Below are 23,708 nucleotides of genomic sequence, written 5' to 3'. Positions count from 1 at the left end.
CTACTCGACGAGGCGTGCTACCGCACGCACTTTCAAACTGGCTGACTCAAGAATCGTCAGACACAAATCTGCATAACTGACGCCCTCAGCTTTAGCCGCCATTGGTACTAAAGAATGACTGGTCATGCCGGGCGAGGTATTAATCTCCAGAAGCCACGGACGGCTGTGTTCATCCAGCATAAAATCAGCACGCGCCCAGCCTTCACAACCTATGGATAAATATGACTTGCGTGCTAGCTCGCGGATCTCGGCAGTCAGACTGTCTGGCAGATTAGCCGGGCAAAAATACTGCGTCTCATCACTGATGTATTTATTGTCGAAATCGTAGTTCCCGTCAGGAGCCACAATTTCAATCACGGGTAATGCGCGGGCGCTATCGCCACTGCCCAATATAGGCACCGTAAGTTCGCGTCCCTGAATAAAACGTTCGGCCAGCACTTTCTGATCAAAGCGCGATGCCAAGGCATAACCGGCATCGGCTTGAGCAATTTCCTCTACCTTGGTAAAGCCTACGGTGGACCCCTCGTGAGGCGGCTTCAAAATGAACGGCAAGCCCAGGCTTTCTTCAAGAGCAGCCACATCGCCAGAGGTTTCCAGCAGGACAAACTCAGGAGTAGGCAAACCACACTGCAGCCATATCCGCTTCGTCATCACTTTATCCATGGCCAGGCTCGACGCCATGGGGCCACTGCCCGTATACGGAATATCCAGCAGTTCGAGCGCTCCTTGAAGCGTGCCATCTTCACCGTAACGTCCGTGCAAAGCAATAAAAACGCAGCTGAAGTTCTGCTCTGCCAGCTCGGCCAAGGAATGTTCGCCGGTGTCAAAAAGGTGCGCGTCGATGCCTTTGCTGAGCAGCGCTTCATGTATACCTTGCCCCGACATCAATGACACTTCGCGTTCAGCTGAACGCCCGCCGTACAGCACCCCTACGCGACCAAAATCAGTCTTCATGCTAATTCTCCAAGACGAGCAGGTACCCGACTAATACTTCCAGCGCCCATCGTCACCACCACGTCTCCATCTCGAACAAAATCCAGGATGGCTTGAGGAAGGCTCTCGATTTCCGGTATAAAAACAGGCTCCACGCGACCCGCTACACGGATGGCACGAGACAAGGCACGGCCATCGGCAGCGATCAGGGGTTTCTCGCCTGCAGCGAACACTTCGGTCAGCAAGACCGCATCTGCGTTACTGAGCACACGCACGAAGTCTTCAAAGCAATCGCGCGTCCGCGTATAGCGATGCGGTTGAAATGCCAAGACAATGCGCCGGTCAGGCCATGCACCACGAGCCGCCGCAAGCGTAGCCGCCATTTCATTAGGATGATGGCCATAATCATCAATAAGGGTGAATTCGCCTCCGCCATGATGCTCAGGTACTGGGAAATCTCCCGCTTGCGAGAAACGTCTTCCCACACCAGTAAAATCAGACAATGCGCGGGCAATGTCCTGATCTGATACACCCAGCTCAGTCGCCACCGCGATCGCGGCCAGAGCATTCAGTACGTTATGGTTACCCGGCAAATTCAAGCCTACCGACAGCAGCGGCAACTGACCTGCGCTGCCTTGACGCTCAACGTCAAAACTCATGCGCGTACCTTCGCAATGGAGATTTACTGCACGCACTTGAGCTGACTGCTCAATGCCGTAGGTGGTAACCGGACGAGAAATAAAAGGAATAATTTCCCGTACATTCGGATCGTCTACACACACCACCGCGCTACCGTAAAAAGGAAGCTTGTGGGTAAAGTCAATGAACGCACTTTTTAGCCGCGCCACATCATGACCATAGGTATCCATATGGTCTACATCAATATTCGTAATAATTGCCATTACCGGCAGCAAATTAAGGAATGATGCGTCCGACTCGTCGGCCTCGACAACAATGTATTCACCTTGGCCTAAGCGGGCATTCGCTCCAGCCGAATTCAAACGGCCGCCAATAACGAAGGTGGGATCCAAATCACCGGCCGCCAAGATGCTGGCGACTAAACTAGTCGTCGTGGTTTTACCATGAGTACCAGCTACAGCGATGCCCCGCTTCAACCGCATGAGCTCGGCAAGCATCAGGGCTCGCGGCACTACCGGAATGCGTGCTGCACGAGCGGCCAACACTTCGGCGTTGTCCCCGGATATGGCGGTGGAAGTAACCAGCGCCCCCATGCCCTGAACATTCTCAGCGCGGTGGCCAATCACAATTCGTGCGCCCAGCTCAGCCAGGCGACGCGTTACGGCAGACTCCTGAATGTCTGACCCACTGATGGCGTATCCCAGGTTTAGCATCACCTCAGCGATGCCGCTCATTCCTGAGCCGCCGATTCCTACAAAGTGTATATGTTTAATGCGGTGCTTCATGCCGCCCTCCGTACTAATTGCTCGCATGCGTCGGCGATGTGCTCGGTCGCATTGAGTTGGGCGTGTTCGTGTGCATGCTCGCCAGCACGCATTAAGTCGGTGCGTGTGCGTGCGCCTAGCCATTGAGCCAGCCACTCAGCGTTGAATTCAGGCTGTATCTGTAGCCAGCCCGCACCACAATCTGTCAAGTAGCGCGCATTGGCAGTTTGATGATCGTCAATCGCGTGTGGCAAAGGTATAAATAGTGCGGGAACTCCAGCAGCGGCAACTTCGGCAACTGTCATTGCTCCCGCTCTGCAAATCAGTAAGTCGGCATCTGCCATCGAATGAGCCATATCAGCGATAAAGGCGGTGCATTCTGCCTTCACTCCTAACTCGGCATAGCGTGCCTTTACTGAGTCAAGATGCTGTTGACCCGCCTGATGCAGGATGCTCGGCCTCTGCTCTGCTGGCATCAGTGCCAGCGCGGCGGGAATCGTTCGATTTAATGGGGCTGCACCCAGACTTCCGCCAACAACCAAGATTCTCAATGAGCCACGGCGATGAGCAAACCGCTGTTTAGGCAGCGGCACACTACGGAAAGCTGCGCGCACAGGATTTCCTACCATTACGGCACCCGACAGCGCCCCGGGAAAGCCCACCAGGGTTTTGGTCGCGAAACGTCCGAGCCAGCGGTTTGCGGTTCCCGCAACAGCGTTTTGCTCGTGCACGACCAAAGGGATACGCTGCAGGTAGGACATCAAGCCGCCAGGAAAAGCCACATACCCGCCCATCCCTAACACCACGTCTGGCCGAACCTCCTGAAGAACCCGGCGTGCAGCCAGGCACGCCCTTATCAGCGTGAAAGGCAGCTTCAGTAAGCTCACTGCCCCTTTGCCCCGCACACCTGCAAAACGTAATGCCTTTAACTGAAAACCGTGCTCAGGAACCAGCTTGCCTTCCATACGTTCAGGGTGGCCAAGCCATATTACTTTCCAACCCCGGGCCCGCATCTCGTGAGCCACAGCCAGACCTGGCATAATATGCCCGCCTGTACCGCCTGCCATGATCAGAAGTGTCTTGCTCATGTGCGCTTACCCCGCATCAAGTTTCGATTCTCGAAATCCACACGGAGCAAAAACGCCACGGCAATCAAGTTCACCACAATACCGGTACCGCCATAACTTACCAGCGGTAGCGTCAACCCCTTGGTGGGAAGCAGACCTAGGCAAACGCCAATATTAATAAACATTTGTACGCCGAACCAAACTGCAACACCTTGAGCGACCATGGCGTTATAGAGACGCTCCATGGCAATCGCCTGACGGCCAATTTCGAAACCGCGCCACACGATAAAACCAAACACCAGAATCAAGGCCGCTACGCCGACAAAACCTAACTCTTCTCCGATCACAGCGACAATGAAGTCGGTGTGAGCTTCAGGTAAGTAATGAAGCTTCTCGACACTGGAGCCCAGCCCGACCCCAAACCACTCGCCCCGTCCCAATGCGATTAAGGAGTGCGACAGCTGATAAGCGCTGCCGTAAGCATTCTCCGGGTTCCAGGGGTCCAGGTATACGAACAGCCGTTCTCTACGCCAGGGAGACAGCCAGATCAGCAATAGAAAACTGCCCAGCATCAAGCTCAGCAAGGTAGCGAAAAGCTTGACGTTCAAACCGCCGATGAAGATGATGCCGACTGCGATAGCGACAATCACCATAAAAGCACCTAAATCTGGTTCAAGCAGTAGCAGCATACCGACGCCAGCCAAGGTTAATGCCATAGGCAGGAAACCACGGAAAAACGTCTGCATATGCTCTTGTTTTCGAACGGTATAATCGGCCGCAAAAAGCAAGATCCCCAGTTTCATGAACTCGGAAGGCTGGAAATTGACAGGGCCTAGTGGCAGCCAGCGTCGCGCACCGTTGACTTCACGCCCTATACCCGGCACTAAGACCACCACCAGCAAGATCAGGCACACTACGAATATGGGTACCGATAGTTTGTGCCACACCCGCATAGGAACGCTTGCAACAAATAGCGCCGCTAAGAATCCGACGGTAAGGAAAACAGCGTGACGAATAACAAAATAATAACGGCCATAGCTTTCGTAGCGAGGCCCGTCCGCCAACGCGATAGAAGCTGAGTACACCATCAGCAAACCGAAGGCCGCCAACATTACCGCCGCCGATAGCAAGGCAATATCAAATGCAGGTAAGGCTGTACGTCCTGGCCGGACAGCGTTGATACTGGAACTGAGATCAGCAAATAGACTCATGCCATTTCTCCGTTCTCTAGAGCCAGCTCTTGCACTTCAGAGACAAATGCATTCCCTCTGTGCACATAGTTTTCGAACATATCCATGCTTGCGCACGCCGGAGACAACAGCACGAGGTCTCCATCAGAGGCTTGTGCATAAGCAATCCGGACTGCATCAGCCATATCGCTTGCAAAGAACTGCGACGCCGGGCTGTCTGCCAGCGACTCCGCAATATGCCGCGCGTCTTTACCAATCAGAACAATCGCTGCTGCCTTTGCATTTTGCACCGCATGCACCAGGGGTTGAAAGTCCTGCCCCTTCGCCAGGCCACCGGCAATCAACACGAGCCGTTGCTGAAAACCATTCAAGGCTGCCACGGTGGCACCTACGTTGGTTCCCTTGCTGTCGTTGATAAAGGTCACCCCACCAATGGTTCGTACATACTCGACACGATGTGGCTCGCCCCCATAATCTCTCAATGCATGCAGCAGCGGCCCCCAGGGAAGGTTCATGCTGCGGCACAACGCCAGCGCCGCCAGGGCATTCAGCACGTTATGCTGTCCCCTGATGCGCAGAGCATCTGCCGGCATTAAACGCTGCAACAGGCCACTTTCACGCACATCAGCTCTATTACGCTTTTTCTCGCCTAAGCCCGTACCCGCACTAAGTACCGAATTGCCAGCGGCGCTGATCCATGGCATGCCGTGGTCATCATCGATGCCCAGGTCACCGGCAAGTATGGGCGCGTCGGCCCCGAAGCTATGAACATCAACTGCATATAAGTCGCCCACCATCGCCACTGTTGCAGCATCGTCACGATTAACCACCTTCAGCTGCGCATGTTTAAAGATACGAGCCTTATCTGCTTGGTATGCCTCGAAAGAGCCATGCCAATCAAGGTGGTCCTGAGAAATATTAAGGACGCATGCTGCGTCGGCGTGCAGTGAATTCGTAAAGTGTAGCTGGAAGCTGGAAAGCTCAATGACCCAGACATCAGGCAGCTTCCTGGCTGCAACAGCATCGCTCAAGGCCTGAATCGCTGCAGGGCTGATATTGCCAGCTGCGGTGGCTGCCAAGTCAGAGAATTCCAGCATATGCCGAGTCAGGGCTGTCACGGTGGTCTTGCCGTTTGTGCCGCTTATGGCAAATACCTTTGGTGTATAACCTTGCTCTCTCAGATCGGCTAAGGCCAGTGCGAAAAGTTCGACCTCGCTAATGATCGACACCGTCTGCTCTGCAGCCAACCCTAACAGCTCGGCCACACCTTCCTGTAATGGAGATAAACCGGGGCTAAGCACCAGGGTGTGTACATCTTCCAGCACGGCAGGCAGCAATGCCTGATTTCCTAAACTCAAACGCACTGACTCAGGATAGTTGCTCGCCAGCTCCTGAGCCGCAGCGTTGTTTTCACGAGTATCTGCGATCCGCACGTCTGCACCCTGCTGCAGGCACCACTTTGCGGCAGCCACACCGGTCTCCCCCAGCCCTAAAATCAGGGTCAGGCCATCAGTGCGAACCGAAGGGAAACTATAGTGTTTCATCGCAATTTCAATGTAGAGAGACCAATTAGCACGAGCATCATGGTGATGATCCAAAAACGAACCACCACCTGCGTTTCTTTCCAGCCACTTACTTCAAAATGATGGTGAAGGGGCGCCATCCTGAATATTCGCCGCCCTTCTCCGTATCGCCTTTTCGTGTACTTGAACCACGTAACCTGCAACATCACCGACAGTGTCTCAACCACAAACACCCCGCCCATGATGAAAAACACAATTTCCTGACGAACAATAACGGCGATGGTTCCCAAGGCTCCGCCTAAAGCCAGCGCGCCTACATCGCCCATGAACACTTGGGCGGGGTAGGTGTTAAACCACAAAAATGCCAATCCGGCACCCGCTATGGCCGCGCAGATCACCATCAGCTCTGAAGCTCCTGGTATGTAGGGAAACAATAAATATTTTGAGTAATCGACCCGACCAACAACGTAAGCAAAAATTCCCAATGCACTACCCACCATTACGGTAGGCATAATCGCCAAGCCATCCAAACCGTCCGTTAAATTGACGGCATTACTTGAACCCACAATAACCAGCCAGGTCAGCGCCACGAAGCCAAATACACCCAGGGGGTAACTAACGCTCTTGAAAAACGGCACAATCAAGTCCGCCCGGGTGGGCAACGGCATCGTCAGGCCGCTAAGCACCCAGTCCCGAAACAGGGGCCAGAGCTCTCCCGTTGCAGGCACCGACACCGCAAAGGTCAAATAAATGGCGGCCACAATCCCGATCAGAGCCTGCCAGAAAAACTTTTGCCTCGATGACATCCCCTCCGGATCGTGATTGACTACTTTTTTATAGTCATCAGCCCAGCCTATCCAGCCAAAACCAAAGGTCACCAGCAATACAATCCAAACAAAACGATTCGTCCAGTCTGCCCACAACAGGGTACTTACCCCGATAGAGATAAGAATCAGCACTCCACCCATTGTCGGAGTACCGTTCTTCTGTATATGCGACTCAGGCCCGTAGGTACGCACAGCCTGACCAATTTTTAATTCAGTCAGGCGACGAATCACCCACGGTCCACACAACAGGCCGATGGCTAACGATGTTGCGCTCGCCAACACGGCCCTGAACGTGATGTACTCAAAGACACCAAAGGCACGAATATGCGACTCAGCGAGCCATCGTGCCAACTCAAGAAGCATTGCTCGCCCCTTCCTCTTCCATAAAATGTTTTTCCAAAGCACGCACCACACGATCCATACGAGTGCTGCGCGACCCCTTGACAAGGATATGCGCTGGAGCCAGCTCGATGAGACCAGTGATGAGTACGTCGATATTTTCGTAACTTTGCGCCGATGAACCATAAGCCTGTGCAGCAAAGGCCGCATCCGCACCTAACACCAAAAGGTGTTTAATGCCTTGCTCGCGCGCATAATTGCCCATCTCAGCATGCACAGCCTGGCTATTGACGCCTACCTCGCCCATGTTGCCCAATACCAGTACGGTAGGCCCCTTAAGCTGTGCCAATACATCAATTGCTGCCCGAACAGAATCGGGGTTGGCATTATAACTGTCATCGATAAGCTGGAAACCATCGATTAATGTTTTGGGCTGCATTCTGCCCTCTACAGGACGGAAATCTTGCAGACCTGTAACAATCCCATTCAGCTCTACGCCCGCTGCAAAAGAGCAGGCGCTGGCGGCCAGAGCATTGCGTAAATTGTGCACGCCGGGACTCATCAGTATGACTGGAGCCTCTTGATCCAACACGTGCAACTGAAAAGGTGTGTGGGTAGGGTTGGCATGGATTTGCTCAGCCCGTACCTCTAGCTTCGATCCAAAACCAAACTTAAGCTGCTGTTTCCCCTGGGACAAAGCTTCCCAAACCGTTGTGTAGGCGTCGTCTCCTGGGAAAATGGCTACGCCGTCGGCAGCCAGCGCACTGAGCACTGCACCGTTTTCTTCGGCTACGGCATGAACGGTATGCATGAACTCTTGATGCTCACGCTGTGCATTATTTACTAATGCAATAGTGGGCGAGGCGATTCGCGCCAAGACTGCAATTTCCCCGGGATGGTTCATCCCCAACTCAAAAACCGCAGCCTGATGATTAGCCCGCAAACGTAAAACGGAAAGGGGGACGCCCAGATCGTTATTAAGGTTACCAATTGTCGCAACGGTATTTCCCACTCCGAAATGGCTTCTGAATATTGAAGCAATCATCTCTTTGGTTGTGGTTTTTCCATTACTGCCACATACCGCCACTACAGGAATATCGAATTTCTGGCGCCATACGGCAGCGATTTTCAATAACGCCTGACGCGTATCGCCTAATACAAACTGCGGCAAGGTTAAGGATAAATTCGGCGTTTCGACAATGGCACCGCAGGCCCCTTTTTCGGCAGCCTGCAGCAAATACTCATGGCCATCAAAGTGATCGCCCTTGATCGCCACAAACAAATCTTGGCGCTGCAGACTGCGGGTATCGGTACAAAGTGCCGGGCCACGCAGCCAGCTTAGGGCAAAACTCGCCCATTCCCGATCATCGAAGACGTAACGCACGCCTTTAACTTCCTGATGGGTCTCATGCCCCTTGCCCGCAACTAAAACCAAATCGGCAGGCTCAGCAAACCAGACTGCCTGCAGAATTGCCTTAGCACGATCCTGCTCAATCTGATGTGCCGCTTTTAAGCCCTGCAGAATTTCCTGAATAATGGCGTCAGGATCCTCGCTGCGGGGATTATCGTTTGTGACGATCACCTCATCGGCCAGACGACCAGCAATTTCACCCATCAAAGGGCGTTTGGCAGTGTCGCGATCGCCACCGCACCCAAACACGCATATTAGTTTCCCGCCACGCACCTGTGCGACGGCAGCCAGCGCTTCCAGCGCGCGCTCCAGGGCATCGGGCGTGTGGGCGTAATCGACGACCACTAAAGGCGCAGGCACGTGCTTGCCTAAAGAGCTCACGCTTTCCACAATTTCCAAACGTCCTGGCACGGGGCCCAGCGTTGCAATCAGACGGGCAATTTTTGCGACAGGCCACCCTAGCTCATGAAGCACTCCTGACACCAACAACAGATTGGATACATTGTGGTCGCCCAGCAGCCGCGTCAGAATCTGAGCCGTACCGTGCGCAGTAATGAGCCTGAAAACCTGACCGTCCGCCCCTGTATGCAAATCATCAGCAAATAAAACAGCTGAACTATCCTTCATGGAGTAGGAGACTTTATTTTCGACATCAGCGTTACGCAGCAGTTCTTGACCGAAGTCATCGTCAGCATTGATGACTGCACTACGCAAGCAGCTGAATGCAAATAGCCTTGCTTTCGCCTCACGGTAATTTTGAACGGTTAAGTGGTAATCAAGATGATCATGAGAAATATTTGTAAAAGCTGCGATCTCAACATGAACCCCGTCCAGACGCCCTTGCGCTATCCCGATGGAAGATGCTTCAAGAGCCACCAGGTTTGCCCCCGCGTCGCGCAGCAAAGCCAGATTGCGGTGCATGGACAATACATCAGGAGTAGTCAGCGCGCCCCCGAGATTCGTCCCGTCGGGCAAGGTGACGCCCAAGGTACCTATGGTTCCGCAAGGCACCTGGGAGTTATTGAGGGCTGCTGCAATCCATTGGACGCAAGAGGTTTTCCCATTAGTTCCGGTAACCGCAATGACTTTTAATTCTTCAGAAGGTTTAGCCCACCATTCATGAGCGATCTCGCCCAGCATGCCAGAAAGATTCTCTACCTCAAGGCTGGGGACACTTAATACTGCCGCACCGGAATCACTTTTTTCGCTAACGATAGCCGCTGCGCCACGCTCTAGCGCAGAGTCAATAAAACTCCGTCCGTCCCCCGCCATTCCCGGAGAAGCGAAAAACACGTCCCCCTTCTCTATTTGCCGCGAATCCAGGCACAACTGCGCACTAGACTCCACATTTTCTCTTAACCACTGCAATACATTAGCGGCATTCATCGTCGTTCCTCCCCATTGGGACTAATCGCCACCAATGACTCAACTGGCGCATCAGGCTGCACCCCTATTCGGCGCAAGCTACTAGCCACTATCTCCGAAAAAACCGGGGCGGCAACCCGGCCCCCGTAATAAGCAGCTCCGCGAGGTTCATCCAGGCTTACCGCTACCACAATGCGTGGATTAGAGACTGGCGCAAACCCCACAAACGAACTGCGGTAACTTGATTTACTGTATTTACCATCAACTATCTTTCGAGCCGTACCACTTTTCCCGGCAACCCTATAACCCTGCACCTGGGCAAGCTTTGCGCCATCAGGCCCAGCGGCAGCTTCAAGCATGCCGCGTATGAGACGTGCCACCTCGGGGGTGTAAACCTGCACACTTGTGGGGTTGGTCTCACGTTTGAGCAAGGTCAGCGAAACCATATCGCCATCGCGCGCGAAGGCAGTAAAAGCTTGAGCGATTTGTATAAGGGATGCCGAAAAACCGTAGCCATAAGCCATGGTCGCGCGCTCGATAGGACGCCACCTGTCCCAAGGCCGCAGACGCCCGGATGCCGCGCCGGGAAAACTGGTTTGAGGAGCGCGCCCAAAACCCAACTCAGTAAATTTCGTCCACATTTCTTCAGAGGTGAGCCGTTCGGAAATCATGGTCATGCCGATGTTGCTGGAACGGCGCAAGATATCAGCGGCATTAATCGTTCCGTTACGGCTGACATCCGAAATGACCGATCCTTTGTATCGATAACGCCCATTGCCCGTATCAAACATGGTAGAGGTAGTGATTTTTTTATTGTCCAGCGCCAGCGCCACCGTGAAAGGCTTCATTATTGAACCCGGCTCAAACGTATCGGTTATGACACGATTCCGTAAGGCGGTACCTTTACGGTCATTGCGGTCATTGGGATCGTAAGTCGGCAAGTTCACCAGCGCCAGGACTTCACCCGTTTGTGCATCCAGCACAATTGCCGCAGCGGCAGCCGTATTGTTTAGCTCCATGGCTTTTTTCAATGCTGCGTAAGTATCAAACTGCAGACCTGCATCAATAGACAGATGTAGATCCTGACCGTGCACGGGAGGAATTACGTCACGAACATCGTCAATAATGCGTCCCAGGCGATCACGAATCACGCGTCTGGATCCGGGTTTTCCTGACAAGGCTTCATCAAAGGCAAGCTCTATGCCTTCAATTCCTTTATCTTCAATGTTGGTAAAACCCAAAACGTGCGCCATTCCCTCCCCTTCAGGATAAGAGCGCCGCATTTCTTCTTGCTGATGGATTCCCGGTATGCGCAACGCCGCGACATCGGCAGCCACATCAATATCTACCTGTCGGCGTATATAAACAAAATTTTTATTATCGACCGCCAAACGACGCTTAATGTCGTCCACCGACATTTCCAGTAATTTTGCTAATTGGCTTAACTGTTCTGGCTTGGCGTTCTTCGCATCGTCAGGTATCGCCCATACTGCTTTTACTGGCAAACTTGATGCCAGAACGACATTTCCGGTGCGATCAAATACCTTGCCTCGAACTGGCGGCAACACCATGGTCCGCTCGTAGCGGCGCTCACCTTGCTGCTGCAGAAACTCGGTAGAGAGTCCTTGTAAATAAAGGGCCTTAAACAACAAGGCCAAAAACCCCACCATAAGTACCAAAAGCACCAGTTTCGCTCGCCACATCGGCAAGCGGCCTTCTAAGACGGGACTTTCGTGATAACCAAATCGTTTCATTGTGCGCCCCCACTATTCGTGATTGGCACAGCTGAGTTCAAGGCCTCTCCACGTAAATAAATGGTGCGATCAGGAGTACCCGTCACCATTGCGAGGTCTTCCCGAGCCACATGATCAATTCGGGCATTGCGTGCCAGCTCCGCCCTCTCAAGCTGAAGACGACGCCACTCGGTATCAAGCTCACGTGCTTTATTCGTCAATAGCTCTGCTGCCACATACAGCTCACGCGCCTGATATCGGGCGGTAACAAGCGATATGGCGGACAGCATTAACAATGCGGCTAAAGCAAAACGGATCATCGGCGGCGCCCTCGTCTGGAGTTAGCACCCCCTACCGCAGCATAACGGCGCACGTCGTCGATTACGTTCTCCCACCCGGCTTCCAGGGGGTAGCCGTACGCTCTGCGATCCGTAGCACCGCTGAGCGAGCCCGCACATTCAGACTAATGTCGTCGTCATTAGGAAGCACTCTGCCTAAAGAGTGCAACCAGGGCTGCGGCATATCTTTTTCGGCGATCGGCAAACGAGCCTGAGCCAAAGCCGGCCGGGAGGCCGCAGCAAAAAACTGCTTAACGATACGATCTTCAAGAGAATGAAAGCTGATGACCGCCAGGCGGCCACCCTCTTTAAGTAACTCCAGGATTAACGGGAGCGCATACGCAAGCTCCTCGAGCTCGCGGTTGATGTAAATCCGTATAGCCTGGAAGGTCCGAGTTGCTGGGTGGTGACCTTTTTCGCGCGAGCGGACGACACTGGCGACCAGCTCGGCGAGATCATGCGTTGTGCGCAGCGGCTCGGATTCGCGGCGAGCTGCAATCGCCTTTGCAATCTGGAAAGCAAACCGTTCTTCGCCATAATCTGCGATGACCTCCTTAATTTCGTCTACGTCGGCCTCGGCCAACCATTGAGCAGCTGTAGGGCCGCTTGCATTATTCATGCGCATGTCCAAAGGACCATCGCGCATAAAAGAAAAACCTCGTTCGGCATCGTCAAGTTGAGGAGACGACACCCCTAAATCCATCATGACGCCATCTATGGAGCTAATGCCACGCGCATTAAGCTCATCGACGATAGAGACAAACCCCGCATGGATAACATGGACGCGACTATCTTCTGCGGCCAGTTCTCGGGCAATGGCAATCGCCTCTGGATCTTTGTCGATGACGTACAGATGTGCATCAGGTAAAAGATGCCTAAGTAGTTCGCGACTGTGCCCACCACGTCCAAAGGTGGCGTCGACGAAAACTCCGGACACTTGTGCTAAATCAGCGTACGAGCGTAATCGCCGCGCTGAGAATGCGGGGTCGACGAGAGCCGCTACCGTAGGCTCTAACAATACGGAACGATGAATGAGTTCCATGGGCCGACTCAGAAAGAAAACTGTTCAAATACATCGGACATGCCTTGAGCCAACTCTTCGGCTTGGCGACGCTCTAGTTCGGCAGCATTCCATAATTCAAAATGCCCGCCTAAGCCCAGCAACATGGCTTCTCGCTCGAGCCCCACTGCGGAACGCAGTTCAGGAGCCACCAGGATTCGGCCTGCCGAGTCCATGTCTACATCTTGCGCGCTGCCCAGCAGCAAACGTTGCAAGGCCCTGGCAGACATTGGAAACGCGGCAATTTGCTGACGCTTTTGTTCCCACAGACTACGTGGGTAAACCAACAAACAACCATCGGGGTGACGGGTTAACGTAAGACGGCCCTGTTCCCGTTCAATCAGCGCGTCACGATGCCGGGTCGGAATAGACATCCGTCCCTTTGCATCTAACGTGAGCGCACTGCTTCCTTGGAACATGCATCCCTCCCCACTTTTTCACACAAAAACCTACTTTTTCCCACTCTAAGCCAAGAGGAGGCTACGGTCAAGGTGTGAAGCGTATTTTTTCAATGACAACAAACACTTAGGCCCACTCAATGCGGGAAGCGTCATTTAAAAAAACCTATTAAATCAAGAATCTGGAGGCTTAAGTCAAAGTTGTTTGTACGATTCAAAGGGAAAACCATGCGTACACGTGATTTCAATCCCTAACAATGTCTGACTTATTGAAGTAAACGCTGCATACAAGTACATAAAGACGCGACGGCCGAAAAATCGGCGTGCAAGAGGAAAGCAGTAGTAAAATGTGGGACAAGCCTATAGGCCGGATTCTGTAAACCGATTTCTCGGCTGGCAATCATTCCTCTGGGCGCGCTATTGCTAACGCGCTCTAGCCATCTACCCGCATACTTGGGCGAGCCGCCCTTCGGGCCTAAGCCTGCGTATGCCTATTTGATGTTGCTCCGGGTAGAGGTTGCCGCGTTTCACCCTACAACGGTAGTTTCTCGAAGGAAACTAAATTACGGAGATAGCCGTAACTGTGCGCAGTATAAAACCACGCCCCCGCCGCAGACTCGTCTCTGTGGCCCTAGTCCTCGGCTTGAAGCTGCCTGAGCAACAACTTACCGGACGGCTGTTAGCCGCTACCCTGCTCTTCGGAGTCCGGACCTTCCTCGATAATGCAATGCATTACCGCGATTGCCCAGCCTGCCCCACACTAAGCATTGTAACCTGCGACAATAGAAGTGTTCATGCTTTATTCTGATTTCTTTGGAGTTTTATGTCGATCAATCTGATTACGCTATCTGATGTTCAGCTTGCGTTTGGTCACCACCCCTTACTCGATAAGGCAAACATCATCATTCACTCAGGTGAACGCTGCGGCTTAATCGGGCGCAATGGCGCGGGTAAATCGTCATTACTTAAATTGCTCGATGGTCGCCTGCAGCCGGATGATGGAAAAATCATGCGGAGTAGCGGCTTACAAATCGCTACTGTAGAACAAGAGCCTGAACTGCCTCCCGACCAGAGTATTTACGATTTCCTGTGCGGTGATTTCACCGAAACCGAAGACTGGCAGCGTCCCGCACGAGTAAGCTCGCTGATCGATCAGCTCGGCCTGCCACCTGACGCGCATACGCAGACCTTATCCGGCGGTATGCGCAAGCGGGTAGCCCTGGCCAAGGCCGTTGCAGATCAGCCCGATCTGCTGCTGCTGGACGAGCCCACGAACCATCTGGACTTTGACGGCATACTCTGGCTAGAACAGTTACTGATATCGTTTCGTGGCAGTGTCATCGTCATTACCCATGATCGCCAGTTTCTCGACTCAGTCACCACCAGAATCATCGAGCTCGACCGTGGTCAGTTATTTAGCTTTCCGGGAAACTTCACTGACTGGCAAGCCCGAAAAGCAGAATGGCTAGAAGCAGAAAAACAGCAAAACTCAAAGTTTGACAAACTTCTGGCTCAGGAAGAGGTCTGGATTCGCACTGGCGTCCAGGCTCGCCGCACTCGTGATGAGGGCCGCGTGCGCAGGCTTGAAGCTCTGCGCAGAGAACGCTCTGCCCGCCGCGAACGCTCAGGAAATGTACGCTTTGCTGTCTCTGAGGGCCAACGCTCCGGACGACTGGTAGCGGAAGCTGAGCACATCACCCATTCATTCAACGATCGGGTGCTAATCAACGATTTTTCTACCGTGCTTATGCGGGGCGACCGTATTGGTTTTATCGGTCCGAATGGCGCCGGAAAAACCACCCTGTTACGTATCCTGTTAGGCCAGCTAACCCCCGTCAGCGGTTCAGTCAGACACGGCACCAGTTTAAATATTGGCTATTTCGACCAGATGCGCACCGGACTGGACGAGTCTGCAACCCTGGTCGAAACCATCAGTCCGGGTACTGAATGGGTAGAAATCGGCGACCAGCGCAAACACGTCATGAGCTACCTTGAAGACTTCCTGTTTCCCGCCGCTCGTGCGAACTCTCCGGTACGTACGCTATCCGGTGGAGAGCGCGCCCGACTGGCGCTGGCTCGCATGTTCGCCCAACCCACCAATATTCTGGTGCTGGATGAACCCACCAATGACCTCGACATCGAAACTCTGGAGCTGCTTGAAGGTCTATTACAGGACTATTCCGGTACAGTGCTGCTCGTAAGCCACGATCGAAGCTTCTTGAATAATGTGGTGACCCAAGTCATTGCCGCAGAAGGCAATGGGCATTGGCAAGAGTATGTGGGTGGCTATGATGAATGGCTGGTACAGCGCCCAGAACCTCAACCTGAAGCTGCGGCCTCTACAGCTGGCAAAGGCTCAGCAAAAAAGAAACGGTGGCTCCGGAAACCGCTAATGATAAAAGCGCGCGAGCAAATCGCCCTTCGCGCCTGGCCTCTTGGGAAGAAAAAGAGCTTAAAGAGCTTCCCGAAAAAATCGCCAAGATAGAAGAACAGCAAAGCGAACTCGCAGCCGCTATTGCCGATCCTGAAATTTATAAAGACGGGCCTGAAAAAGCCAATGAAATCAATCAGAAACTAGCTGAACTCGAAGACGAGCTGGGTAAACACTTCGAACGCTGGGAAGCGCTGGAAGACAAATCCTAGCCTCTTTGATTTTTAAAGCTGATCAATGAAAACGGCGCTTTTAAAGCGCCGTTTTTTACATTCTGCCATTCATACCTTACCTGGCTATAGCTATGCTTTAATTGACCAGGCCAAAGCCTCTCCACCGGCCAAAGGTACAACCTCATCACCACCCAGCTGCAGGCTGCCCGGAATAGTGAACGGTTGCTTCTCTAGGGTAATCGTACTGGTATTGGGCGCAAGACCGTAGAATGCAGGTCCGTTTTCGCTGGCAAAAGCCTGCAGACGGTCGATTCTGGACACTGAATCAAAGGCGGTAGCGTAAAGCTCCATTGCGTGCAAGGCGGTATAGCAGCCCGCACAGCCACAGTCTTGCTCTTTACGGCCGCGCGCGTGCGGAGCGCTGTCGGTACCCAGAAAAAACCGGCCGGTATCGCCAGTCGCTGCGCCGAGCAAAGCCTCGCGATGCTTTTCGCGCTTAAGCACAGGCAAACAATACCAATGCGGGCGCAAGCCGCCCACAAACATAGCATTGCGGTTGTACAGCAAGTGATGAGCAGTGATCGTCGCAGCAATAGGCCCTTCGGCCTCTGTGACATAAGCGACCCCTTCAGATGTGGTTAGATGTTCAAATACCACCTTAAGAGCCGGAAACTGCTTGCGTAGCGGAATCATGACACGATCAATAAAAACAGCTTCGCGGTCGAACAGATCAATTGCCGGGTCAGTTACCTCGCCATGCACGAGTAAAGGCATGCCTTCGTCTTGCATGGCTTCGAGCGTCTTTGCACAGTGGCCCAGCAAGTCAGTAACACCAGCATCAGAATTGGTAGTGGCACCCGCCGGATACAGTTTGACGCCATGTACAATACCCGAGTTTTTGGCGCGATAAATTTCGTCCGGGCCAGTGTTGTCTGTCAGGTAAAGTGTCATCAGGGGTAAAAAATCGGCTGCCGGCACCGTTTGTTGCAAAGCGTCCAGAATACGAGCCTGATACGCTTTCGCATGCTCAGTTGTGGTAATGGGCGGGTTCAGGTTCGGCATTACTATGGCCCGCCCAAACTGGGCTGCAGTATGTCCGACGATGGCCTTAAGCAATTCGCCGTCTCGCAAATGTAAATGCCAGTCATCTGGGCGAGTAATTGTTAATGTTTGAGTAGTCGTCATACCTTAATGCACCTGATCACAAATAAATGAGCAAAGCTTAACTAGCAGGGGTCGGCTAAATAACGAAGTGCCAACTGGACAAACATCGCGCTTCCTGCTGGAAGCACGGCGTCGTTAAAATCGAATTTCGTATTATGCAATAGCCGGCCTAATTCTGCACCGCCCTGTCCCAAACGAAAATATGCTCCTGGCCGACGTGCCAGCATGAAGGAAAAGTCTTCTGCTCCCATGGAAGGACGCAAGTCAGAAACCACCTTCTCGTCGCCAAACAACGATTGCGCTACCTCAACGACCCGCTCAGCATGAGCCGGTGTATTGATGGTTGCCGGAAATAACCTGTGATAGTCGAGCGTTACGCCAGCATCAAAACTCACCGCCGCCCCGTCACAAAGTGCCTGCATACGGCGGATAATTTCATGCTGTACGTCACTGCAGAAACTCCGGACTGTTCCTGTCATTTTAGCCTCTTGAGGAATAACGCTATGCGCGTCCAGATTACCTGCCTGAACAGCAGAAACCGTTAACACTGCGGACTCCATCGCAGGGACGTTGCGTGAGACTATCGTTTGCAGGGCCGTAATCAAGTGGGCAGCGACCACAACAGGGTCTTTGGATAAGTAAGCGTGAGCACCATGCCCTCCACGCCCCGTAACGGTGATTTCGAAACGGTCTGCGGCTGCCATCATAGGACCGGAATTAACACCTATAACCCCTGCCGGCAAGCTGGGCCAATTATGCAATGCATAAACAGCGTCGCACGGAAAGCGTTCAAAAAGCCCCTCATCTAACATCGCTTGCGCGCCGCCCAGTCCCTCTTCAGCCGGCTGAAAAATAAAATGCACCGTACCTGAAAAATCATTATGCTCCGCCAGGTAACGAGCGGCGCCCAGCAACACAGCCGTATGCCCATCATGGCCACACGCGTGCATTACCCCCGCATTAACTGATTCGTACGGCAGTTGGGTCTGCTCTTGTATGGGCAGCGCATCCATGTCGGCTCGCAAGCCAACAGCTCTATCACTAGCTGCAGCCGCCCCGTGCAGTACACCAACGACACCTGTTCTTCCAACGCCCGTGTGCACCTCTATACCCCATTGCTGGAGCAAGGCAGAAACAATACTTGCTGTCCGATGCTCGGCGAAGCCTAATTCAGGATGCCGATGTATATCCTGCCGAATCAATGCCAACTCTGGCTGAAACTGCCTTAAACGATTTAATAAGGTGGTGGAAACTTCAGATTGGACCATAGCAAGTTCGTGCTAATTAATAAAAGGTGTGTGATTATGGCTAACCATATTACTCTGTTGATACGGAGTTTATGCATTAAGCCTATTCGCTAATAGAGTGTGCTAAATCTGCACTGTTGGCGTTATGCGTATCTCGCGGTATGCTGCAACTACTAGCGTATCCTCGCTAACTCTCTAAATTTTTACCGGAGTCTTTCTTATGGCCAGCACAGAAAAGCCTGCCCGCAAACCCAATACAGGGTTTATGAAGCCGCTTACTCCTAGCCCTACCTTGGCTGCAATTATTGGCCCGGATGCTATTCCCCGCACTGAAGTAACCAAGAAAATCTGGGAATACATTAAAAAGCACGACCTTCAAGACCCGGCCAACCGCCGCAATATTAATGCTGACGATAAACTCCGGCCTTTATTTGGCAAAGAACAGGTCTCAATGTTCGAGCTGACAAAGCTTGTTAGTGTTCATCTAAAATAAAGACTTAAAACTGAGACCTAGATATTTTTAGGCCTGCTATTCACAGTATATTCAGATGCAACCTTTTCGCCCGCGGCCAGCGGGCTTTTATTTACGTCCATTGAACAGCAAGCTCATCTCACTCGAGCTCTGGAGACTGACCAGAAAAGTGTGAGAGCCAGCCTTTGATCACACGGAATATAATCCATACCAAGGCGATGATTCCGGTAATCCAACCGATGAAGATCATGGTTAATACAGCGCTGATCGCGAGCCATAACAAGCCCCACCAAAACGTCTTTATTATCCAATCCAAATGGGAGGCATAGATCGTGCCGGCGACGTCACCGCGCTTGTAATAAGCGAGCACCACTGCAGCAATGATGCTTGCGCCGAAAACACCCATACTAATTATGCCTATAGCAAAGAGTGCATATACGGCATGAACAACTGTACGAAGCGGCAATCCTTGCTCAGATTCGGGCAAGTGAGGCTGGGACATACATATCTCCTGAAACGATTTGGATGGTTGGCTTCTTTGACTATCTTTACTACTACGCTTAAGCCTTATAGCTATTGTAATCCTTTAGTCGCTCTCTGTTTAACTTAGGAGGACTAATACCATTGACACTGTGGCTAAAATCAGCACACTATCAGGATTAGTTGTTTAGCTATTACTTGCTCAGTTGCTATTACTGTTATTTTCAGATCAAGCCATTTGCGAGCGTAGTGATGTCACCTCACGCCCCTTTCCCTATACGCCAAGCCTGTCCACCAGGCGCATGCGACTGCGGCCGGGAACAACTATTCGAAAATACGGATGCCGACGCAAGAATCCTAAAGCTTACTAAAGAAGAAGAAAAGCGTTTAATTGAACGCATTGAGCGCATTAACAGCCTGCACGAATTACGTTATTTACTTCAGCGCTTAACTCAACAGCTAGGTATACAGTTGCGAATAGAACCTGGCGAGCATGAGGTTCGAACGGTACGCGGGCTTGTCATTACTATTGAAGCCCAAACCGGTTTATGCAGAAAAACTCGACAAACGCTGCCTGCAGCGATCAGGCGTGCTCTGGAGGCCAATCACCCTATTGTGTATGAGCTACTGGATGAAGACGGTCTGTTTGGCTAGCAAGGGCCGGGCTGGCCCGGCAAACGCAGAGCCCGGCACGGGCTGCAGGACGCGAAAGCGGCAGACGTAAAAAAACCCCCACTCGATCACGAGCGGGGGTTTTTCGTATAAGTGCCTGACGATGACCTACTTTCACAGACGTCCGTCCACTATCATCGGCGCAAAGGCGTTTCACGGTCCTGTTCGGAATGGAAAAGGGGTGGTGCCACCTTGCTATGGTCGTCAAGCGTAAACTTGCGTGCCCCTCGCGCTCAACGCATCGTTGAGCCCAAAAGGCCAATCTGGGAAAAAGCACAATGCGGTGTCAACAGCCTCGCCCTGGGGGCGTGAGGCTGTCTGAACCATGTATTCATGTCATTTGCGTGTGTGGTATTGCGTTTTTTGTTTCTGAACGACACTTGAAAACCCACTAACCTAAACGGTTATAGGATCAAGCCTCACGGGCAATTAGTACTGGTTAGCTACGTGCATTACTGCACTTCCACACCCAGCCTATCAACGTTCTGGTCTCGAACGACCCTTCAGGGGAGTCAAGCTCCCGGGATACCTAATCTTCAGACGAGTTTCCCGCTTAGATGCCTTCAGCGGTTATCTCTTCCGTACTTAGCTACTCGGCAATGCCATTGGCATGACAACCGATACACCAGCGGTACGTCCACTCCGGTCCTCTCGTACTAGGAGCAGGCTCCGTCAAGTATCCAACGCCCACGGCAGATAGGGACCAAACTGTCTCACGACGTTTTAAACCCAACTCACGTACCTCTTTAAATGGCGAACAGCCATACCCTTGGGACCGGCTACAGCCCCAGGATGAGATGAGTCGACATCGAGGTGCCAAACACCGCCGTCGATATGAACTCTTGGGCGGTATCAGCCTGTTATCCCCAGAGTACCTTTTATCCGTTGAGCGATGGCCCTTCCATACAGAACCACCGGATCACTATGTCCTACTTTCGTACCTGTTCGACGTGTCAGTCTCACAGTTAAGCACGCTTATGCCATTGCACTATCGACACGATTTCCGACCGTATCTAGCGTACCTTCGAACTCCTCCGTTACACTTTAGGAGGAGACCGCCCCAGTCAAACTGCCCACCATGCACGGTCCCCGATCCGGATAACGGACCTAGGTTAGAACCATAAAACGACCAGGGTGGTATTTCAAGGTTGGCTCCACGCAGACTAGCGTCCACGCTTCAATGCCTCCCACCTATCCTACACAGGCCGGTTCACAATCCAATGCAAAGCTACAGTAAAGGTTCATGGGGTCTTTCCGTCTAGCCGCGGGTAGATTGCATCATCACAACCACGTCAACTTCGCTGAGTCTCAGGAGGAGACAGTGTGGCCATCGTTACGCCATTCGTGCAGGTCGGAACTTACCCGACAAGGAATTTCGCTACCTTAGGACCGTTATAGTTACGGCCGCCGTTTACCGGGGCTTCGATCAAGAGCTTGCACCCCATCACTTAACCTTCCGGCACCGGGCAGGCGTCACACCCTATACGTCCACTTTCGTGTTTGCAGAGTGCTGTGTTTTTAATAAACAGTCGCAGCCACCATTTCTCTGCGGCCCCTTCATGCTCAGTGCGCAAGCACCTCACACTACCAGGGCATACCTTCTCCCGAAGTTACGGTATTAATTTGCCGAGTTCCTTCTCCTGAGTTCTCTCAAGCGCCTTGGAATATTCATCCCGTCCACCTGTGTCGGTTTGCGGTACGGTCTTGTAAAGCTGAAGCTTAGAGGCTTTTCTTGGAACCACTTCCAATCAGTTTAGGGCCGTAGCCCTATTCAGTGACACCCTTGAATTACGCGCCCGGATTTGCCTAAGCGCCTTCTTCGATGCCCCAACGGAGACGTCCAACACTCCGATGACCTTCCGCGATCCGTCCCCCCATCGCACTTTACAATGGTGCGGGAATATTAACCCGCTTCCCATCAGCTACGCATCTCTGCCTCGCCTTAGGGGCCGACTCACCCTGCGCCGATGAACGTTGCGCAGGAAACCTTGGACTTACGGCGAGGGGGCTTTTCACCCCCTTTATCGCTACTCATGTCAGCATTCTCACTTCTGATACCTCCAGCAGCCTTTACAAGCTACCTTCGCAGGCCTACAGAACGCTCTCCTACCACGTGCACGTAAACGTGCACATCCGCAGCTTCGGTAACCGGCTTAGCCCCGTTACATCTTCCGCGCAGGACGACTCGATCAGTGAGCTATTACGCTTTCTTTAAAAGATGGCTGCTTCTAAGCCAACTTCCTGACTGTCTATGCCTTCCCACTTCGTTTCCCACTTAGCCCGTTTTAGGGACCTTAGCTGGCGGTCTGGGTTGTTTCCCTCTTGAGTCCGGACGTTAGCACCCGGTGCTCTGTCTCCCGCGCTGTACTTGTCGGTATTCGGAGTTTGCCATGGGTTGGTAAGTCGCTGTGACCCCCTAGCCATAACAGTGCTCTACCCCCGACAGTAATACGCGAGGCACTACCTAAATAGTTTTCGGAGAGAACCAGCTATCTCCAGGCTTGTTTAGCCTTTCACTCCAATCCACAGTTCATCCCCTAATTTTTCAACATTAGTGGGTTCGGTCCTCCAGCACGTGTTACCGTGCCTTCAACCTGACCATGGATAGATCGCCTGGTTTCGGGTCTACACCCAGCGACTGATTCGCCCTATTCGGACTCGCTTTCGCTACGCCTCCCCTATTCGGTTAAGCTTGCCACTGAATGTAAGTCGCTGACCCATTATACAAAAGGTACGCAGTCACACCCGAAGGTGCTCCTACTGTTTGTATGCATGCGGTTTCAGGATCTATTTCACTCCCCTTCCGGGGTTCTTTTCGCCTTTCCCTCACGGTACTGGTTCACTATCGGTCGATCACGAGTATTTAGCCTTGGAGGATGGTCCCCCCATATTCAGACAGGATTTCACGTGTCCCGCCCTACTTGTCTAACGCCTAGTACCACCGATTTGATTTCGCTTACGGGACTATCACCCACTACGGTTGACCTTTCCAGATCATTCAACTATCAAATCGACTATCACGTTAAGGCTGGTCCGGTTTCGTTCGCCACTACTTCCGGAATCTCGGTTGATTTCTTTTCCTCAGGCTACTGAGATGGTTCAGTTCACCTGGTTAGCTTCGCTACACCTATGTATTCAGTGTAGGATACGACATCGCTGTCGTGGGTTCCCCCATTCGGACATCTACGGATCAAAGCTTGTTTGTCAGCTCCCCGTAGCTTTTCGCAGACTACCACGTCCTTCATCGCCTGTGATCGCCAAGGCATCCGCCGCATGCACTTATTCGCTTGATCCTATAACGCTTTAGGCTAATTATAGGATTATGAGTTTTCGCGTTGTGCCGTTCATCACTCACAATATCCACATTGATTAATCAATGCGCTATCTATATTGAGAACTATTTGAACAAAATTGTTGATTTTGCAATCACAACCCGCATATTCACACATCCCGATATATTATCGCGATGCATCATGAATACA

The 23,708-nt window shown here is 52.5% G+C and carries 16 protein-coding genes, 2 rRNA genes, 1 other RNA gene and 1 pseudogene; 3 read left to right on the top strand and 17 right to left on the bottom strand.

Annotated elements, in window-relative coordinates; translation table 11 throughout:
- The 12 genes from L1889_RS03540 to rnpB form a co-directional block, all read right to left on the bottom strand.
- Nucleotides 1–954, bottom strand: coding sequence for a D-alanine--D-alanine ligase (locus tag L1889_RS03540; RefSeq protein WP_238663908.1), 954 nt, complete (start codon nt 952–954; stop codon nt 1–3).
- Entirely contained in the window at nt 951–2,357 is a 1,407-nt protein-coding gene (murC, locus tag L1889_RS03535) for a UDP-N-acetylmuramate--L-alanine ligase (RefSeq protein ID WP_238663907.1), read from the bottom strand. The genes L1889_RS03540 and murC overlap by 4 nt, the downstream gene beginning before the upstream one ends.
- Entirely contained in the window at nt 2,354–3,424 is a 1,071-nt protein-coding gene (gene murG / locus L1889_RS03530; protein ID WP_238663906.1) for an undecaprenyldiphospho-muramoylpentapeptide beta-N-acetylglucosaminyltransferase, read from the bottom strand. Before murG ends, murC begins: the two co-directional genes overlap by 4 nt.
- Complete coding sequence (gene ftsW / locus L1889_RS03525) at nt 3,421–4,614, bottom strand: putative lipid II flippase FtsW (protein WP_238663905.1); 1,194 nt, start codon at nt 4,612–4,614, stop codon at nt 3,421–3,423. The genes murG and ftsW overlap by 4 nt, the downstream gene beginning before the upstream one ends.
- Nucleotides 4,611–6,137 carry a UDP-N-acetylmuramoyl-L-alanine--D-glutamate ligase gene (gene murD / locus L1889_RS03520; RefSeq protein WP_238663904.1) on the bottom strand — a complete coding sequence of 509 codons (1,527 nt, stop codon included), beginning with the start codon at nt 6,135–6,137 and terminating at the stop codon, nt 4,611–4,613. Before murD ends, ftsW begins: the two co-directional genes overlap by 4 nt.
- On the bottom strand, nt 6,134–7,306 hold the full coding sequence (gene mraY, locus L1889_RS03515; RefSeq protein WP_238663903.1) for a phospho-N-acetylmuramoyl-pentapeptide-transferase: 1,173 nt from the start codon (nt 7,304–7,306) through the stop codon (nt 6,134–6,136). Before mraY ends, murD begins: the two co-directional genes overlap by 4 nt.
- Nucleotides 7,296–10,079: a bifunctional UDP-N-acetylmuramoyl-L-alanyl-D-glutamate--2,6-diaminopimelate ligase MurE/UDP-N-acetylmuramoyl-tripeptide--D-alanyl-D-alanine ligase MurF gene (murF, locus tag L1889_RS03510; RefSeq protein WP_238663902.1), complete on the bottom strand. Its 2,784-nt coding sequence runs from the start codon at nt 10,077–10,079 to the stop codon at nt 7,296–7,298. The genes mraY and murF overlap by 11 nt, the downstream gene beginning before the upstream one ends.
- Nucleotides 10,076–11,812, bottom strand: a complete 1,737-nt coding sequence (locus tag L1889_RS03505) for a peptidoglycan D,D-transpeptidase FtsI family protein (RefSeq protein ID WP_238663901.1) — start codon at nt 11,810–11,812, stop codon at nt 10,076–10,078. Before L1889_RS03505 ends, murF begins: the two co-directional genes overlap by 4 nt.
- A complete protein-coding gene (gene ftsL, locus L1889_RS03500; protein WP_238663900.1) occupies nt 11,809–12,111 on the bottom strand; it encodes a cell division protein FtsL in 303 nt (100 codons plus the stop codon). Before ftsL ends, L1889_RS03505 begins: the two co-directional genes overlap by 4 nt.
- A gap of 61 nt (nt 12,112–12,172) precedes the next feature.
- Nucleotides 12,173–13,171, bottom strand: coding sequence for a 16S rRNA (cytosine(1402)-N(4))-methyltransferase RsmH (gene rsmH / locus L1889_RS03495; RefSeq protein WP_238663899.1), 999 nt, complete (start codon nt 13,169–13,171; stop codon nt 12,173–12,175).
- Nucleotides 13,172–13,179: 8 nt separating this feature from the next.
- A complete protein-coding gene (gene mraZ / locus L1889_RS03490) occupies nt 13,180–13,608 on the bottom strand; it encodes a division/cell wall cluster transcriptional repressor MraZ (protein ID WP_238663898.1) in 429 nt (142 codons plus the stop codon).
- 326 nt (nt 13,609–13,934) lie between these two features.
- Nucleotides 13,935–14,344: RNase P RNA component class A (gene rnpB / locus L1889_RS03485), an RNA gene on the bottom strand.
- Between the two features lie 66 nt (nt 14,345–14,410).
- Between rnpB and L1889_RS03480 the strand changes: the two are divergent.
- Nucleotides 14,411–16,230 (top strand): annotated as a pseudogene (locus tag L1889_RS03480) (ABC-F family ATP-binding cassette domain-containing protein).
- Nucleotides 16,231–16,320: 90 nt separating this feature from the next.
- On the opposite strand, the gene pyrC reads toward L1889_RS03480, so the two are convergent.
- Together pyrC and L1889_RS03470 are read right to left on the bottom strand one after the other, a co-directional pair.
- On the bottom strand, nt 16,321–17,376 hold the full coding sequence (gene pyrC / locus L1889_RS03475; RefSeq protein WP_238663897.1) for a dihydroorotase: 1,056 nt from the start codon (nt 17,374–17,376) through the stop codon (nt 16,321–16,323).
- Nucleotides 17,377–17,417: 41 nt separating this feature from the next.
- The gene (locus L1889_RS03470) at nt 17,418–18,623 is read right to left on the bottom strand and encodes a M20 aminoacylase family protein (protein ID WP_238663896.1); all 1,206 of its coding nucleotides are present in this window, start codon (nt 18,621–18,623) and stop codon (nt 17,418–17,420) included.
- A 199-nt stretch (nt 18,624–18,822) separates the two neighbouring features.
- Between L1889_RS03470 and L1889_RS03465 the strand changes: the two genes are divergently transcribed.
- Nucleotides 18,823–19,095, top strand: a complete 273-nt coding sequence (locus tag L1889_RS03465; RefSeq protein WP_238663895.1) for an SWIB/MDM2 domain-containing protein — start codon at nt 18,823–18,825, stop codon at nt 19,093–19,095.
- Between the two features lie 118 nt (nt 19,096–19,213).
- Here the strand turns inward: L1889_RS03465 and L1889_RS03460 are convergent, their stop codons facing one another.
- Nucleotides 19,214–19,576, bottom strand: a complete 363-nt coding sequence (locus tag L1889_RS03460; RefSeq protein WP_238663894.1) for a DUF4870 family protein — start codon at nt 19,574–19,576, stop codon at nt 19,214–19,216.
- A gap of 230 nt (nt 19,577–19,806) precedes the next feature.
- On the opposite strand from L1889_RS03460, the gene L1889_RS03455 reads away from it, so the two are divergent.
- Nucleotides 19,807–20,208 carry a hypothetical protein gene (locus L1889_RS03455; protein ID WP_238663893.1) on the top strand — a complete coding sequence of 134 codons (402 nt, stop codon included), beginning with the start codon at nt 19,807–19,809 and terminating at the stop codon, nt 20,206–20,208.
- 113 nt (nt 20,209–20,321) lie between these two features.
- Here the strand turns inward: L1889_RS03455 and rrf are convergent.
- Both rrf and L1889_RS03445 read right to left on the bottom strand, forming a co-directional pair.
- Nucleotides 20,322–20,435 (bottom strand): 5S ribosomal RNA (gene rrf, locus L1889_RS03450).
- 199 nt (nt 20,436–20,634) lie between these two features.
- Nucleotides 20,635–23,519, bottom strand: a 23S ribosomal RNA gene (locus tag L1889_RS03445).
- Between the last annotated feature and the right edge of the window lie 189 nt (nt 23,520–23,708).

Origin of the sequence: Paenalcaligenes niemegkensis, from assembly GCF_022230885.1 — a bacterium.
Lineage (GTDB): Bacteria > Pseudomonadota > Gammaproteobacteria > Burkholderiales > Burkholderiaceae_B > Paenalcaligenes > Paenalcaligenes niemegkensis.
Note: the sequence above shows the minus strand (reverse complement) of the source record. Positions and strands in the feature narration are given on the sequence as shown.

Excerpts from the sequence above, each read along its gene's own strand:
- L1889_RS03455 (WP_238663893.1), top strand. The coding sequence starts at position 19,807 with ATGTCACCTCACGCCCCTTTCCCTATACGCCAAGCCTGTCCACCAGGC.
- L1889_RS03465 (WP_238663895.1), top strand. The coding sequence starts at position 18,823 with ATGGCCAGCACAGAAAAGCCTGCCCGCAAACCCAATACAGGGTTTATG.
- pyrC (WP_238663897.1), bottom strand. The coding sequence starts at position 17,376 with ATGACGACTACTCAAACATTAACAATTACTCGCCCAGATGACTGGCAT.
- L1889_RS03460 (WP_238663894.1), bottom strand. The coding sequence starts at position 19,576 with ATGTCCCAGCCTCACTTGCCCGAATCTGAGCAAGGATTGCCGCTTCGT.
- mraZ (WP_238663898.1), bottom strand. The coding sequence starts at position 13,608 with ATGTTCCAAGGAAGCAGTGCGCTCACGTTAGATGCAAAGGGACGGATG.
- ftsW (WP_238663905.1), bottom strand. The coding sequence starts at position 4,614 with ATGAGTCTATTTGCTGATCTCAGTTCCAGTATCAACGCTGTCCGGCCA.
- murD (WP_238663904.1), bottom strand. The coding sequence starts at position 6,137 with ATGAAACACTATAGTTTCCCTTCGGTTCGCACTGATGGCCTGACCCTG.
- mraY (WP_238663903.1), bottom strand. The coding sequence starts at position 7,306 with ATGCTTCTTGAGTTGGCACGATGGCTCGCTGAGTCGCATATTCGTGCC.
- murF (WP_238663902.1), bottom strand. The coding sequence starts at position 10,079 with ATGAATGCCGCTAATGTATTGCAGTGGTTAAGAGAAAATGTGGAGTCT.
- murG (WP_238663906.1), bottom strand. The coding sequence starts at position 3,424 with ATGAGCAAGACACTTCTGATCATGGCAGGCGGTACAGGCGGGCATATT.
- rsmH (WP_238663899.1), bottom strand. The coding sequence starts at position 13,171 with ATGGAACTCATTCATCGTTCCGTATTGTTAGAGCCTACGGTAGCGGCT.
- L1889_RS03470 (WP_238663896.1), bottom strand. The coding sequence starts at position 18,623 with ATGGTCCAATCTGAAGTTTCCACCACCTTATTAAATCGTTTAAGGCAG.
- L1889_RS03505 (WP_238663901.1), bottom strand. The coding sequence starts at position 11,812 with ATGAAACGATTTGGTTATCACGAAAGTCCCGTCTTAGAAGGCCGCTTG.
- murC (WP_238663907.1), bottom strand. The coding sequence starts at position 2,357 with ATGAAGCACCGCATTAAACATATACACTTTGTAGGAATCGGCGGCTCA.
- ftsL (WP_238663900.1), bottom strand. The coding sequence starts at position 12,111 with ATGATCCGTTTTGCTTTAGCCGCATTGTTAATGCTGTCCGCCATATCG.
- L1889_RS03540 (WP_238663908.1), bottom strand. The coding sequence starts at position 954 with ATGAAGACTGATTTTGGTCGCGTAGGGGTGCTGTACGGCGGGCGTTCA.